We start from the raw sequence: 14,641 nt of genomic DNA, 5'->3' as shown, positions 1-14,641 counted from the left end.
ACATGCTCTAGTGTTCTGATATGAAGTTTACTTTACCCGCTCTAAAACAAAATTGTTCAGTTCTGTGACGTTTTTGATGACATGAACGGTTTTACTTTGAGAGTACCCTTCGAGACGAGACATGAAGTCATCATTCCAGAATGCAGGGCATTGCTGAAGAACTTTGTAGCTTTGTAATGTCCCTTTAAATACCGAACTGCCATCAGGCCAACCTTCGGGTTTAATAAATAGTCCTTTAAGGAGACGTTTCGTCACAAACCAATAGCTTACGGAGTATGGTAGATCAATATAAACGAGAGTATCGGCTGCATCTAAACGAGCATTAAAGGAGCTGATAGGCCCCAGACCATCTATAATCCAACGATCTGAGTGAAGTATATTGCTATGTGCCTCATCAAAAACGTTACGCTCAACGGGCTCACCGTTTGGTTTATAGACTATGGAATCTAATTGATGAAGAGGGAGATCGGTAGCAGACGCGATTGCTTTACTTATCGTCGATTTTCCGCTGCCGGGCTTACCAAAAACCGCTACTTTTTGCATGTGACCGCCTCCAAGAGAGTATTTCCCATACGGTAGAGACAGAAAACCCACCGCTATGGGTGGGTTCGATAAATATTGAGCGCATCAAATATCCCACCATTCCTATGGAATGATGATAATTCGTTGGTTAAGTTGCGCTAAGTGTGTATTCATGCAACTACTCTTATATATAGGCGATGACTTGTCAATATTATTTTGCTTAATAAGTGAACGATTTGATAGGAGAAAGAAAAGCCATCGCGATGGATGGCTTTATCAAGGTTGTAAGAGACAGTTATTACTGCTCAACGCTCACTGGTTGTGCTTTAAACTTTTGAATCAGCTTTACGATTAGTGGGCTTGCCAGTACCAATACGGCCAAAACAGTAAAGGTAAGGGTAATAGGGCGCTCCCATAGGAAACTCAATTCGCCGTCTGAAATCATTAATGCGCGGCGTAAGTTCTCTTCCATTAATCCCCCAAGGATGAAACCAAGCAATAAAGGCGCAAGTGGGAAGTTAGCGAGTCGAAGTGCAATGGCAGCCATAGCGACAATCAGCATCACGAACACATCCATGGTATTGAATGAGACCAAATAAACTCCGGTGATTGAGAAGAATAAAATCATCGGCAGAAGTACCGTTCTTGGAACCGCCAAAAGCTTTGAAATGTACGGAATCAACGGTAAGTTCAGGATCACGAGTACGATGTTGCCGAAGTACATGGAAATGATCACCGACCAGAACACATCTGGATGTTCAACAAACAGGCGAGGGCCTGGCTGAATACCGTAAGCGATCAGCGCGCCGAGCATAATAGCTGTCGTACCAGAACCTGGAATGCCAAGCGTTAGCAGTGGAACAAATGAACCACTAGACGCTGCGTTGTTCGCTGATTCTGGCGCGACTAAACCACGGATACTGCCTTTACCGAACTCTTCCTTTTTCTCTTTAGGTGCGAGGTTGCGCTCCATACCATAGCTTAAAAAAGCCGCAATGGTTGCTCCTGCGCCAGGAAGAACGCCAGTGAAGAAACCTAATATTGAAGAGCGAATTGAAACAGGCGCAACGTCTTTGATTTCTTCCTTCGTCACTTTCATTGAGCCAATGTTACTCAGCTTTTCCTGTTCTTCATCGCTGGTGTCTTTTGATGGTTTAAGAATGCCCATCAGCGTCTCACCCAGTGCGAATGTCGCCATTGCAAGCAACAAGAAGCTAAAGCCATCCATTAAATCCGTTAAACCGAAGGTAAAGCGTTCAACGCCTACGCCTTTATCGATTCCAACTGTAGATAGCATCAAACCAAGAATGGTCATCATCCACGCTTTGATGACCTGACCTTTCCCCGCAAAAGCCGCGACTGCTGATAACCCAAGCAGCATCAACGCAAAATAGTCCGACGATTGGAAGCTAAGTGAAACGCTAGCCAATGCTGGTGCTGCGACAAGCAACATAATGGCAGATAGCGTACCGCCAGTGAAAGAAGAATAAGCTGCCAAAGCTAATGCTTTACCTGCTTGGCCTTTTTGAGCCATCGGGTAGCCGTCGAATGCTGTCACCACGGTTGAAGAACAACCCGGCGCGTTAATTAAAATCGACGATGTAGAACCACCAAATACCGCACCGTAATAAACACCCGCCATCAAAATAAGGCCAGAAGAGGGCTCTAGGCCATAAGTAATTGGGATCATCAAAGCAATGGCTGAGATCGGCCCAAGCCCAGGTAACATGCCGATAAATGTACCGACGAAGCAACCAACGATCACCATCATGATGTTCATTGGCATTACTGCAGTGGATAAACCTTGTAGAATTCCATCTAACATAATTCAGTCCTTTCTTTGACTACCAGATGGTGAAAATCAAACCCGGTTCGAGATAGATGTCCAAACCTTGAGTGAGTAATAAATAGAACGCGATCACGAATGGAAACGACGCGCCGAACAGAACGGGTTTACGTCTTTCCCCCAGCAGATAAAAGCCAGCCAATAAAAAGAAGCCAGTAGCTATAACAAAGCCTAGGTAAGTCAGGCCCACACCGTAAAGCGCCATCAAAACCAAGAAAGCGATCAGTAACTTCCAATTAAAGGTCAGCACCGCGCCACTTTGTTTATCTGGTTGTCCTGTTGCCAGTAACAACAGAGAAAGGCCAGCACCAACGTAAGTCAGGATGGTTGGCAAAGTACGTGCGGTGAACGGTTCGTATTCATCACCAGGGAACAATGGAATTTGCGAGGTTTGATAACCGTAGCAAAGACAGAAGAGTAGAAAGATCATTGCGCCGACACGGTCACGACAGAGCAAATATTCTTTGGTGAAAAAGTTGGTTGAACGAGGCATATTCAACTCCTAACAAAAATAAAAAAGACCGCATATGGACGTTAATGAATAAACTAAACCATTAACAATTAAGCATTTCGCTGCTAGTCGAGCTGCTTTGGGTATATAAACAAAGGAGAGTGCATGCCGATTGTCGACAATATCCATATACGGTGAAACTTAGAGTGCAAATACAGTTGGGGAAATACCAACCCCACGTTATTGGGTGAGGTTGGAATCTAAGGAACCCAGTTCGACTGTTACTTTAGGAAGCCTAACTCGCGCATTAAGTCACCCATTTGCTGCTCTTGCTCTTCAAGGAACGCGAAGAACGCTTTGTCCGCCTTGTAGTTGTCTATCCAACCATTGCGGTCACGGACGACTTGCCATTCGTCAGTGTTGTACATTTTGGTAAATGCTGCATTCCATTCATCCAGCTTTTCTTGGCTAGTACCTGGTGCAGCAAAGAATCCACGCCAGTTAGCGAAGACCGTTTCGTTACCATATTCTGTTAGCGTAGGGATGTTTGGTGCGGCTTCTAGGCGTTTTGGTGCAGTTACCGCTAGCACTTTGACTTGACCAGATTTTGACATCTCCAGTACTTCACCTAGGCCCGTAGAGAGCAGTTGAGTTTCGCCTGAAAGAAGGGCTGCCATGGCTTTACCGCCCGCATCGTAAGCGATGTAACGCACTTTACGCGCATCAAATCCTTCGCCTTTAAATGCGGCGGCAACGACGAGGTGGTCCATAGAACCACGAGCAGAGCCACCCGCGATTTTCACTTTGCGAGGGTTAGATTCAAATGCTTTTACTACGTCTTCCCAAGAATTGTATGGCGAATCAACAGAGGCTACGATGGCACCGTAATCCGCAATGGTGGCTGCAACGGGAGTGAGATCTCTAAAGGATTGAGGGAAAATACCTGTTAGAGAGCGAACGACGATCGGCGTTGAATTCACCATCAGTGTATCTTCTTGACGATCTGCCGTTTCAATCAAGTGCGCAATGGCTTTACCGCCGCCGCCACCAGAAAGGTTTTGAAAAGATACCGTCTCAACGATGTCTGATTTGAGTAGCACATCACCTGTACCTCGTGCGGTCATGTCCCAGCCGCCACCGGCACCTCCAGGGATCAAGAAATGCATTTTTTCTACATCAGCAGCAAAAGCGTTAAATGAAAATGAAGCTGCGATGATAGATGCGGCGAGCGTTGGTTTGATTACCTTTAACATGTTCACGTTCCTTATGTTGGTGACTCTATTTTTTGATGAGTCTTATTTTTGTTTCAGCATTTAACTCGAACTGGATGCTGATGTATCAAAGGTTAATCAAGTGTTAAATCGATGTCTTTAAAACGTCGATAAAGAGAATATTGAGCATAACGGGTATTTTGTTCATAAAGTTCACGCTGAAAAATTGGTTGCACATCACGCGTGCGTGCTAACAATTGCGTCATAATGGAATGACATCAAACGAATAAGGAAACAGAGAATGAAAGGGACATGTTTGTGCGGTGCTATTGAAGTGATCGCAGATGCTAAGAATGAAGTGAGTCTATGCCACTGCTCGATGTGTCGAAAATGGTCGAGTGGAGCACTCCATGCTGTGCATTGTGGTTCTAACGTAACGTTTAAGGGGGCCGAGCCAAAGCGCTATCAATCGTCTGACTGGGCGGTGAGAGGTTTTTGTGGCGAATGCGGTACAAACCTTTTCTATCATTTGTTACCGACAGGCGAGTACATTCTCTCCGCTGGTTTGTTCGACAATCCAGATTTCAAACTCTCATTAGAGATCTTTACCGATGAAAAGCCCGCGTATTATGACCTCAATCCCACCTCACAAAAGATGACATCGCAGCAAGTTTTTGAGCAATTTTCACCTAAAGAATAGCCTTTTGTATCCTTAATTGTTCGACAGCTTAATTATTTTTCTTTTATATCATGATGTTAAGAGGTGTTTTGCTGTCGACAATTTATTTTTCCCTTCGCAATTATCCCTCCATTAAGCCCGTAACAGACGATTTTCTTCGATTTAAATTACGACCTTAGTCTAAATTGTCGACAATTTACTTGATTGTCGACACTTTGATCGACTACTTTATATTCAGGTTAAGAAATTGTAGACATTTTGATGTCGGTAACGTGAGTATCTGAGTATGAACTCTGAGTTGAAAACTCGTTATAAAGTACTGGGTTCTGAGAAAGAACACACCAAGTCAGAAACACTGACAGAAACACTGATTGAAGTCATTGTGAATGGCGATGTTAAGCCTGGTCATAAAATCTCGGAGCCTGAACTGGCGAAGAAATATCAAGTCAGCCGCGGCCCTTTGCGTGAAGCATTAATGCGTTTAGAGGGGCTAGGGCTCATTGAACGTATTCCTCATGTCGGGGCTAGAGTGACCACTTTTTCTCCAGAAAAGCTGATAGAACTCTATGCGGTTCGCGAAGCGCTAGAAGGTATGGCGGCAAGGTTAGCAGCGCGACATATTACGCAAGAAGAGCTCTTGAGCTTGGAAATGCTATTGTCGACACATTCTAAGCACATCGATCAAGTGGAGGGAGCCTCTTACTTCCATCAGCATGGAGATTTTGATTTTCACTATCGTATCATCCAAGCAAGCCGAAACAGCAAGCTGATTTCTCTGCTGTGCGACGAGCTTTACCACTTGTTACGCATGTATCGCTATCAGTCACCGCGCGCGCAATCTCGTCCAAATGAAGCGCTGACTGAACACAAATTCATTCTGGAAGCCATCCGTAATCGCGATGAAGAGCTTGCAGAAATGCTGATGAGAAGACACATCTCAGGAAGTCGAAAGCTCATCCAATCGCAAATTATACATACAGAAAGTTTAGACAAAGACTAGAAGGAATTCGTCATGAGCTTAACACCGGGAGCGAAGTTCAGACTCGCTATTGAACAAAACAATCCGCTGCAAATTGTTGGCACCATTAACCCTTACTGCGCCATGATGGCGAAAAATTTGGGGCATCAAGCGATTTATTTGTCTGGCGGCGGTATTGCAAACGCGTCATACGGATTGCCGGATCTCGGTATTACAACATTGAACGACGTACTGGTCGATGTTGACCGCATCACTAACGCGTGTGATTTACCGCTATTGGTTGATATCGACACTGGTTTTGGAGGCGCATTTAATATTGCTCGCACGATCAAAGCAATGGAAAAGGCGGGGGCTGCTGCGGTTCATATGGAAGACCAAGTCGCACAGAAACGTTGTGGGCATCGTCCGAACAAAGCAATTGTGAGCCAGCAAGAGATGGTTGATCGCGTAAAAGCCGCGGTTGACGCACGAAATGATGAAAGCTTTGTGATTATGGCTCGTACTGACGCGCTAGCTGTTGAAGGTATGGACAGTGCAATTGAGCGTGCGATTGCCTGTGTGGAAGCTGGCGCAGATATGATCTTCCCAGAAGCAATGACCAAGCTGGATCAGTACCTTCAGTTCTCAAACGCACTTGAGCAAGCAACTGGAAAGCACGTTCCTATTCTGGCGAATATTACCGAGTTCGGCGCAACGCCACTGTACGGCTGCGACGAGCTTGCAAAAGCGAAAGTCGATATGGTGCTTTACCCATTAAGTGCGTTCCGTGCGATGAACAAAGCCGCTGAAACGGTTTACAAGCATTTGCTAGAAGTGGGCAATCAGGAAGCTTTGGTTGATTCAATGCAAACACGCAAAGAGTTGTATCAGCACCTGAACTACCACGATTACGAAGACAAACTTGACCAGCTATTCTCTGAAGGAAAATAGCGGGAAAAGAAAAGATAGACGGAAGCCCAAGAAAAGATAATCGGAATTTATCTAATTCAATAACGTGAAATTCGTCTGGCTAAAAAACGCTCCAAAGAGGGCAAAGCCAGACAGAAAAGGAGTTCAAACAATGTCTCAAACTGCAGAAAAAAAAGCAGAGTTAGGTGGTGCAGGCCTACGCGGTCAAAGCGCTGGAAGCACAGCTTTATGTACTGTCGGAAAAACGGGGACCGGTCTGACTTATCGAGGTTACGATATTACTGACCTTGCCAATAATGCTCAATTTGAAGAAGTTGCACATCTTCTGTTACGCGGTCACTTGCCAACTCAGAAAGAACTGGATGAGTACAAGACACATCTCTTAAACCTTCGCGGCTTACCAGCTGAGCTTAAGCAAGCGTTAGAGCTTATTCCTGCTACTGCCCATCCAATGGATGTGATGCGTACTGGTTGTTCTGTGTTAGGAAACCTAGAGCAAGAAATGAGCTTTGATGAGCAATTGCATTCGACGGAACGTATGCTAGCGCTTTTCCCTGCTATCATCTGCTACTGGTATCGTTTTAGTCACGATGGCGTTCGTATCGATACGGAAGATCAAACCGAAGACTGCATCGGCGGTTACTTCTTGCGATTGCTTACAGATAAAGAGCCATCAGCGCTACACAAGCAAGTGATGCACTGTTCCTTAATCCTTTACGCTGAGCATGAATTCAACGCATCAACTTTTGCAGCGCGTGTTTGTGCATCAACGTTGTCAGACATTCATTCTTGTATCACAGCAGCAATCGGTACGCTTCGCGGGCCACTTCATGGCGGCGCAAACGAAGCAGCGATGGAAATGATTGAAGATTGGCAAACGCCAGACGAGGCGGAAGCGAACATCATGAAAATGCTGGCCAACAAAGACAAGATCATGGGCTTTGGCCATGCTATCTATCGCGAAAGTGATCCTCGCAACGCGTTGATTAAGCGCTGGTCGAAAGAGCTGTCACAGCAAGTCAGTGATACACATCTATATGCTGTTTCTGAGCGTGTAGAGTCAGTGATGAAGCGAGAGAAAGGTCTGTTCTGTAATGCGGACTTCTTCCATGCATCGGCTTACCACTTCATGGACATTCCAACCAAGCTGTTCACACCAATTTTTGTGATGAGTCGTTTAACGGGCTGGGCGGCACACGTTTATGAGCAACGTGCCAATAACCGCATTATTCGCCCAAGTGCTGATTACACGGGCCCAGACCATCAAGAATGGGTACCTATCGAGAATCGCTAGCGCGAAGGTCAATTAGGGCACATACGCTTTGATTGACCACCTCCTTCCTTTGTACCTCTCTCTGACAGAGGAAGGAGTCCCTCTCATCACGATGTTTCTGGAGCAATGGAAAAACGTTGATGAAGGCAAGATGTACAGACTGAATGGAAGCAAACCATGAACACAAATATTAATACCCAATATCGTAAGCCGCTTCCGGGAACTCAACTGGATTACTTTGATGCACGCGAAGCCGTCAATGCCATTTCTCCTGGAGCCTATGAAAAACTCCCTTATACCTCCCGCGTGCTAGCCGAGCAACTGGTCCGTCGCTGTGAACCGAACACATTGACGGATAGCCTAAAACAGTTAATTGAACGTAAGCGTGATCTTGATTTTCCTTGGTATCCAGCACGCGTTGTTTGTCATGACATTCTTGGTCAGACCGCTCTAGTCGATTTAGCGGGTCTGCGCGATGCTATTTCGGATCAGGGTGGCGATCCTGCAAAAGTGAACCCTGTGGTTGAGACTCAATTGATCGTTGACCATTCTTTAGCGGTTGAGCATGCGGGCTTTGAACCTGATGCCTTCGACAAAAACCGCGCGATTGAAGAACGTCGTAATGAAGACCGATTCCACTTTATCGAGTGGTGTAAAACAGCGTTTGAAAACGTAAGCGTGATTCCTGCGGGTAACGGCATTATGCACCAAATCAACTTGGAGAAAATGTCTCCTGTGGTGCAAGCGAAGCAGGGTATTGCCTACCCAGATACCTGTGTGGGTACGGACAGTCACACGCCGCACGTTGATGCATTGGGCGTTATCGCGATCGGTGTTGGTGGTCTGGAAGCTGAAACCGTAATGCTTGGCCGACCATCAATGATGCGTCTACCTGATATTGTCGGTGTAAAACTAACGGGGAAACGTCAACCAGGCATTACCGCAACGGATATTGTCCTCGCGATTACTGAGTTCCTACGTAACGAGCGTGTGGTCTCTTCATATCTTGAATTCTTTGGTGAAGGTGCACGCGATCTAACGATCGGAGACCGCGCAACTATTTCAAATATGACACCAGAATACGGCGCGACAGCTGGCATGTTTTATATTGATGAGCAGACCATCAATTACTTGAAACTAACTGGTCGAGATGAAGAGCAAGTTGCTTTAGTAGAAAAATACGCAAAACAAACTGGTCTTTGGGCTGACGATCTAGATACTGCCGTTTATGAGCGCGTACTTGAGTTCGATTTGTCATCAGTCAGCCGTAACATGGCTGGTCCTTCAAACCCGCACCGCCGTTTGCCAACTTCTGAATTGGCACAACGTGGTATTTCTGGTGCTTGGGAAGAGAAAGAAGGCGAGTTACCAGATGGTGCAGTTATCATTGCAGCTATCACATCATGTACAAACACCAGTAACCCAAGAAACGTGGTTGCGGCTGGTCTTGTAGCGAAGAAAGCCAATGAGCTCGGCCTTGTACGCAAACCTTGGGTGAAATCGTCTTTTGCTCCGGGTTCTAAAGTTGCCCGCTTGTACCTGGAAGAAGCGGGCCTATTACCAGAGTTAGAAAAGCTTGGCTTTGGTATCGTCGGTTACGCATGTACCACTTGTAACGGCATGAGTGGCGCGTTGGATCCAAAAATCCAGCAAGAGATCATTGATCGCGATTTATATGCGACAGCCGTTCTGTCTGGTAACCGCAACTTCGATGGCCGAATCCATCCTTACGCAAAACAAGCTTTCCTTGCATCACCACCATTGGTTGTCGCTTATGCGCTAGCAGGTACCATTCGTTTTGATATCGAGCGCGATGCTCTGGGTACTGACCAAAACGGTAAACCAATTTACTTAAATGATTTGTGGCCAAGCGACGAAGAGATCGATGTTGTGGTCGGCAAACACGTTAAGCCAGAGCAGTTTAACCAAGTTTACATTCAGATGTTTAAGCTGGATGACGCAGAGAAAAGCTCTAGTCCGCTTTACGACTGGCGTCCGATGAGTACCTACATTCGCCGTCCACCTTACTGGGAAGGTGCGCTGGCGGGTGAAAGAACACTGTCTGGCATGCGTCCATTAGCGATTCTGGGCGACAACATCACGACTGACCACCTGTCACCATCCAACGCGATCATGGCGAGCAGTGCGGCGGGTGAATACCTTGCCAAAATGGGCGTTCCGGAAGAGGACTTCAACTCTTATGCGACTCACCGTGGCGATCACTTAACGGCGCAACGTGCGACCTTTGCTAACCCGAAACTATTTAACGAAATGGTGAAAGAGAACGGTGAAGTGGTGCAGGGGTCTCTGGCGCGAATCGAACCAGAAGGCAAAGTGGTTCGAATGTGGGAAGCGATTGAAACCTACATGAATCGTAAACAACCACTGATCGTGGTGGCTGGTGCGGATTACGGTCAGGGTTCATCTCGTGACTGGGCAGCAAAAGGCGTTCGATTGGCGGGCGTAGAAGCCATCGTTGCCGAAGGCTTTGAGCGTATTCACCGCACTAACTTGGTTGGCATGGGCGTGCTGCCATTGCAATTCAAGCCAGGTGTAAACCGCAATACGCTAGAACTGGACGGGACGGAACTTTACGACGTAGTTGGTGAGATTAAACCGGGCGCTGATCTAGCCTTGGTTATTACGCGTAGCAACGGCGACAAAGTCGATGTTCAGGTTACCTGCCGCCTAGACACCGCTGACGAAGTTCACGTGTACAACGCAGGCGGTGTTTTGCAGCGTTTCGCGCAAGATTTCTTGGCGCAATAAGGAGCGGTTATGGAAAGCAAAACTCCGAATCAAATGAGCCAAATCAAAGTGCCGGCGACGTACATGCGTGGCGGCACGAGTAAAGGTGTCTTTTTCAACCTTGAAGATTTGCCACCAGAGGCGCAAGTGGCGGGGGAAGCGCGTGACAAACTTTTGTTGCGTGTTATTGGCAGTCCGGATCCTTACGCTAAACAAATCGACGGCATGGGCGGCGCGACGTCAAGTACCAGTAAAACGGTGATTGTTTCGCGCAGCAGCCGTAACGACCACGATGTTGACTACTTGTTCGGACAAGTATCCATTGATAAGCCATTTGTGGATTGGAGTGGGAACTGCGGTAACTTGTCTGCCGCTATCGGGCCTTTTGCTATCCATGCTGGCCTGATCCTGCAAGATCGTATTCCAGAAAATGGCATTGTGACGGTGCGTGTCTGGCAGGTGAACATCAGCAAAACTATCTTGGTGCATGTGCCGATTGTGAACGGATTCGTGCAAGAAACCGGAGAGTTTGAGCTCGACGGTGTGACGTTCCCAGCAGCAGAGATTCAGGTGGACTTTGTTGACCCGGCAGATGGGGAAGGCAGCATGTTCCCAACAGGCAACTTAGTTGATGATTTAGTGGTGCCGGATGTGGGTACGTTCAACGCGACCTTTATTAACGCGGGCATACCAACCATTTTTATTGATGCTGAATCGATTGGATATCAGGGCACCGAGCTGCAAGACGATATCAACAACGATGACACAGCATTAGCGATGTTCGAATCCATCCGTGCACATGGCGCATTAAAAATGGGGCTGATCTCTGAACTTGAAGAAGCTCAAACACGCCAGCACACACCAAAAATCGCGTTTGTATCCAAGCCGAAAAGTTACCAGTCCTCAAGCGGTAAAGCGGTAAATGAGTCGGAAATTGATGTGTTGGTTCGTGCGTTGTCGATGGGCAAACTTCACCATGCAATGATGGGAACCGCAGCCGTTGCGATTGCTTCGGCGGCCTGTGTACCGGGAACATTAGTCAATTTGGCTGCTGGTGGAGGCGAAAAAGAGTCAGTGACTTTTGGCCACCCGTCAGGAGCGTTAAAAGTTGGAGCACAAGCGAAGCAAGCTGAACAGGGCTGGGTGGTACAAAAAGCCATCATGAGCCGAAGTGCGAGAATACTAATGGAGGGATTTGTGCGTGTACCCTCTGATGTCTTTGAGTGAAAAGAACGGTCTTTGAATAGAACGAGAGCAATGTCAGGACATACTGGAGGAAGCAATATGTCTTCATACGAAAAAGAATATTTATGGGCGAAGAATGAACCGGAGAGTTTTTGGCGCGCTCAAGCGGAGAATATCGATTGGTTCGAATCTCCTAAAACCATCTTGAAATCTGATGAGAACGGCATCGAACGTTGGTTCCCAGATGGAGTAATGAATACGTGCTGGTTAGCATTGGATTACCATTGCGAGCAAGGACGGGGTGATAATACGGCACTCATTTATGACTCGCCAGTAACCGGCAATAAAACCACGTATACCTATAGTAACCTGCGTGACCAAGTGGCAAAAATTGCCGGCATGCTGTCTGCCCAAGGCGTTGAAAAAGGCGACCGAGTCGTTATTTACATGCCGATGATTCCAGAAGCCGCAATGGCGATGCTAGCCTGCGCGCGTTTGGGGGCGATTCACTCCGTTGTATTTGGTGGTTTTGCACCTAATGAGCTTGCTGTACGAATTGAAGATGCAGAGCCGAAAGTCATCATGACGGCGTCGTGTGGGATTGAGATCAACAAAGTTATTCCATATAAGCCAATGGTAGACAAGGCCATTATGGACAGCCGATGGAAGCCTGAAAAAGTATTTATATTCCAGCGTCCTGAGTGCGAAGCCGATCTAAACCAAGAAAGAGATCTGGATTGGCAGCAAGAGTACAACCAAGCGTTGCCACACGGTTGTGTTCCGGTGTTAGCAACCGATCCACTCTACATTCTTTATACGTCGGGTACGACAGGTAAGCCAAAAGGCGTTGTGCGTGACAACGGTGGCCATGCCGTCGCGATGAAGTACTCCATGAGCGCAATCTACAACATTCCTCAAGATGGCGTATTTTGGGCGGCATCTGATGTTGGCTGGGTAGTAGGGCACTCTTACATTGTTTACGCTCCACTGATTCACGGTTGCACAACAATCCTATTCGAAGGTAAGCCCGTCCGAACACCGGACCCTGGCGCATTCTGGCGAGTGTGTGACGAATACAAAGTAGATGCGTTGTTCTCTGCCCCGACAGCGTTCCGTGCGATCAAGAAAGAAGACCCAGAAGGTGAGTTTTTAAAACAGTATGATCTCTCTAAATTGAAAACCATCTTTATGGCAGGAGAACGCCTTGACCCTCCAACACTGGAATGGGTTCAGAGCAAAGCAGACAAACCCGTTATTGACCACTGGTGGCAAACGGAAACGGGTTGGGCTATCGCGGGCAACCCAACAGGTGTTGAAATGATGCCAGTTAAAGCGGGTTCTTCGACGAAGCCAATTCCGGGTTATCAGGTCGAGATTCTGAATGAACTTGGAGAGTCGGTCGGGCCTAACCAACAAGGTTTTGTCGCATTAAAACGTCCGTTGCCACCGAGTTGTCTGCCAACGGTTTGGCGTAACCATGACCGTTTTGAAACCGGTTACCTCAGCCAATTCCCTGGCTACTATGTGTCAGGTGATGGTGGCTATTTGGATGAAGACGGTTACCTGTTCATTATGGGACGTATTGATGACGTGATTAATGTCGCGGGGCATCGTTTATCGACAGGCGAAATGGAAGAAATTGTCGGTGGTCATCCGGCGATTGCGGAATGTGCAGTGGTGGGTATTCACGATGATCTGAAAGGGCAACTCCCACTTGGCTTTGTGGTACTGAAAGACGGCGTAAAAGTGGACGAGCTTGATCTTGAAGGTGAGCTTGTTGGCAAGGTACGTAGTGAGATCGGTGCGGTTGCCTGCTTTAAGCATGCATTGGTTGTGGATCGCTTACCGAAAACACGTTCGGGTAAAATTCTGCGCCGAACCATACGTCAAATAGCCGATGGTGAAAAATACACCGTTCCGTCAACGATTGATGACCCAAGTAGCTTGAACGAAATTGAACGAGTGTTAAGACGCTAATTAAAACTCAATTCTAACTAACCCCTGATCCTCGAACTCTGTAGGTTGGTTCTGCCTCTGTACGTTTATTAAGTGCAGGGGCTTTTTTGCTTGTAGATCGCGTAAACGTCTCGTGCAGGCAATTTTGTGACTTGCCAATACAGCATTTTCCTCACAAACTACAGCCATTCAATTTTTAGTGACCCTTTGTATGACCACGTTTGTAATTAAATCTGCGTGTTTTAGCGACCTTGAGTCGCTCAACGACCTTATGTTTGAGCTGCATGATGAGCATCATCTTCAATCTCCTGAGCTGTTCAAAACTGCAGAGGAGATAGAGCAAGAAAAAAGTATTGCTCGATACATTGATGATCCTGAATGTCTTGTTTATGTAGCAAAACAAGGAGATGAAATTATTGGTTTTATCTCTGGTCATTTCTGTGAACTTGTTTCTACCGTCAGTCAGCCGGTTATGATGGGAAGTGTGGATGAGCTCTATGTGTTACCTGAGTTTCGGAAACAAGGCACGGCTCAGGCATTGATTAACAAAATTGAGTCAACGTTCTCTGATTACGGTGCAAAACAGATGTTTGTTGAAGTATGGCACTTTAACCAGGGTGCAATCTCTTTGTATGAAAAACAAGGGTTTGCACACCATATTCACTATCTAAGAAAGCCGTTGAGCTAATGGCCATGCTTAACTTTAATATTGTGATACACATTCTAGCGAATTGAAATCATTCAGTTCGTCAATAGACTTTTCTCTATAAGTTGCTCGCAATGTTAGTAAATTAATATGCGCCCACATTGGTATTGGCGTTTTTGTCTGCTTGTTTATTAGTAGCACGAGGATCGTGCTTACAAAAACAAGAGGACAATATT

At 46.6% G+C, this 14,641-nt stretch carries 12 protein-coding genes; 8 read left to right on the top strand and 4 right to left on the bottom strand.

All coding sequences use genetic code 11. The features are described 5' to 3' along the window. Window positions 1-27: 27 nt before the first annotated feature. The 4 genes from LIX84_RS15950 to LIX84_RS15935 all read right to left on the bottom strand — a co-directional run bounded on the left by LIX84_RS15950 (window position 28) and on the right by LIX84_RS15935 (window position 4,072). Window positions 28-543 carry an adenylate kinase gene (locus LIX84_RS15950; protein ID WP_182019351.1) on the bottom strand — a complete coding sequence of 172 codons (516 nt, stop codon included), beginning with the start codon at window positions 541-543 and terminating at the stop codon, window positions 28-30. Between the two features lie 277 nt (window positions 544-820). Then, window positions 821-2,347, bottom strand: coding sequence for a tripartite tricarboxylate transporter permease (locus tag LIX84_RS15945; protein WP_048626439.1), 1,527 nt, complete (start codon window positions 2,345-2,347; stop codon window positions 821-823). A gap of 19 nt (window positions 2,348-2,366) precedes the next feature. After that, a complete protein-coding gene (locus tag LIX84_RS15940) occupies window positions 2,367-2,861 on the bottom strand; it encodes a tripartite tricarboxylate transporter TctB family protein (protein ID WP_168187800.1) in 495 nt (164 codons plus the stop codon). 239 nt (window positions 2,862-3,100) lie between these two features. Then, a complete protein-coding gene (locus LIX84_RS15935) occupies window positions 3,101-4,072 on the bottom strand; it encodes a tripartite tricarboxylate transporter substrate binding protein (RefSeq protein ID WP_005395072.1) in 972 nt (323 codons plus the stop codon). A gap of 259 nt (window positions 4,073-4,331) precedes the next feature. On the opposite strand from LIX84_RS15935, the gene LIX84_RS15930 reads away from it, so the two are divergent. The 8 genes from LIX84_RS15930 to LIX84_RS15895 all read left to right on the top strand — a co-directional run bounded on the left by LIX84_RS15930 (window position 4,332) and on the right by LIX84_RS15895 (window position 14,447). Further along, on the top strand, window positions 4,332-4,730 hold the full coding sequence (locus LIX84_RS15930; RefSeq protein ID WP_085343805.1) for a GFA family protein: 399 nt from the start codon (window positions 4,332-4,334) through the stop codon (window positions 4,728-4,730). Between the two features lie 265 nt (window positions 4,731-4,995). Beyond that, on the top strand, window positions 4,996-5,709 hold the full coding sequence (locus LIX84_RS15925; RefSeq protein ID WP_005395069.1) for a GntR family transcriptional regulator: 714 nt from the start codon (window positions 4,996-4,998) through the stop codon (window positions 5,707-5,709). A gap of 12 nt (window positions 5,710-5,721) precedes the next feature. Further along, window positions 5,722-6,618, top strand: a complete 897-nt coding sequence (prpB, locus tag LIX84_RS15920; protein ID WP_005395068.1) for a methylisocitrate lyase — start codon at window positions 5,722-5,724, stop codon at window positions 6,616-6,618. A 130-nt stretch (window positions 6,619-6,748) separates the two neighbouring features. Then, window positions 6,749-7,891, top strand: a complete 1,143-nt coding sequence (gene prpC / locus LIX84_RS15915) for a bifunctional 2-methylcitrate synthase/citrate synthase (RefSeq protein ID WP_226421714.1) — start codon at window positions 6,749-6,751, stop codon at window positions 7,889-7,891. Window positions 7,892-8,047: 156 nt separating this feature from the next. Next, entirely contained in the window at window positions 8,048-10,639 is a 2,592-nt protein-coding gene (gene acnD, locus LIX84_RS15910) for a Fe/S-dependent 2-methylisocitrate dehydratase AcnD (RefSeq protein ID WP_226421713.1), read from the top strand. Window positions 10,640-10,648: 9 nt separating this feature from the next. Continuing rightward, complete coding sequence (prpF, locus tag LIX84_RS15905; RefSeq protein WP_170903343.1) at window positions 10,649-11,845, top strand: 2-methylaconitate cis-trans isomerase PrpF; 1,197 nt, start codon at window positions 10,649-10,651, stop codon at window positions 11,843-11,845. Between the two features lie 57 nt (window positions 11,846-11,902). Next, window positions 11,903-13,780 (top strand): propionyl-CoA synthetase, encoded by a 1,878-nt coding sequence (locus LIX84_RS15900; protein ID WP_170903342.1) that lies wholly within the window; start codon window positions 11,903-11,905, stop codon window positions 13,778-13,780. Between the two features lie 190 nt (window positions 13,781-13,970). Continuing rightward, window positions 13,971-14,447, top strand: a complete 477-nt coding sequence (locus LIX84_RS15895) for a GNAT family N-acetyltransferase (protein ID WP_046874942.1) — start codon at window positions 13,971-13,973, stop codon at window positions 14,445-14,447. The last annotated feature ends 194 nt before the right edge of the window (window positions 14,448-14,641 follow it).

Source organism: Vibrio sp. E14, from assembly GCF_020515785.1.
GTDB lineage: Bacteria > Pseudomonadota > Gammaproteobacteria > Enterobacterales > Vibrionaceae > Vibrio > Vibrio diabolicus.
The sequence above is the reverse complement of the archived record's forward strand: the minus strand, read 5'-3'. Positions and strand labels throughout refer to the sequence as shown.

Coding starts and splice junctions, on each gene's coding strand:
- LIX84_RS15950 (WP_182019351.1), bottom strand. CDS start 543: ATGCAAAAAGTAGCGGTTTTTGGTAAGCCCGGCAGCGGAAAATCGACG.
- LIX84_RS15945 (WP_048626439.1), bottom strand. CDS start 2,347: ATGTTAGATGGAATTCTACAAGGTTTATCCACTGCAGTAATGCCAATG.
- LIX84_RS15940 (WP_168187800.1), bottom strand. CDS start 2,861: ATGCCTCGTTCAACCAACTTTTTCACCAAAGAATATTTGCTCTGTCGT.
- LIX84_RS15935 (WP_005395072.1), bottom strand. CDS start 4,072: ATGTTAAAGGTAATCAAACCAACGCTCGCCGCATCTATCATCGCAGCT.
- LIX84_RS15930 (WP_085343805.1), top strand. CDS start 4,332: ATGAAAGGGACATGTTTGTGCGGTGCTATTGAAGTGATCGCAGATGCT.
- LIX84_RS15925 (WP_005395069.1), top strand. CDS start 4,996: ATGAACTCTGAGTTGAAAACTCGTTATAAAGTACTGGGTTCTGAGAAA.
- prpB (WP_005395068.1), top strand. CDS start 5,722: ATGAGCTTAACACCGGGAGCGAAGTTCAGACTCGCTATTGAACAAAAC.
- prpC (WP_226421714.1), top strand. CDS start 6,749: ATGTCTCAAACTGCAGAAAAAAAAGCAGAGTTAGGTGGTGCAGGCCTA.
- acnD (WP_226421713.1), top strand. CDS start 8,048: ATGAACACAAATATTAATACCCAATATCGTAAGCCGCTTCCGGGAACT.
- prpF (WP_170903343.1), top strand. CDS start 10,649: ATGGAAAGCAAAACTCCGAATCAAATGAGCCAAATCAAAGTGCCGGCG.
- LIX84_RS15900 (WP_170903342.1), top strand. CDS start 11,903: ATGTCTTCATACGAAAAAGAATATTTATGGGCGAAGAATGAACCGGAG.
- LIX84_RS15895 (WP_046874942.1), top strand. CDS start 13,971: ATGACCACGTTTGTAATTAAATCTGCGTGTTTTAGCGACCTTGAGTCG.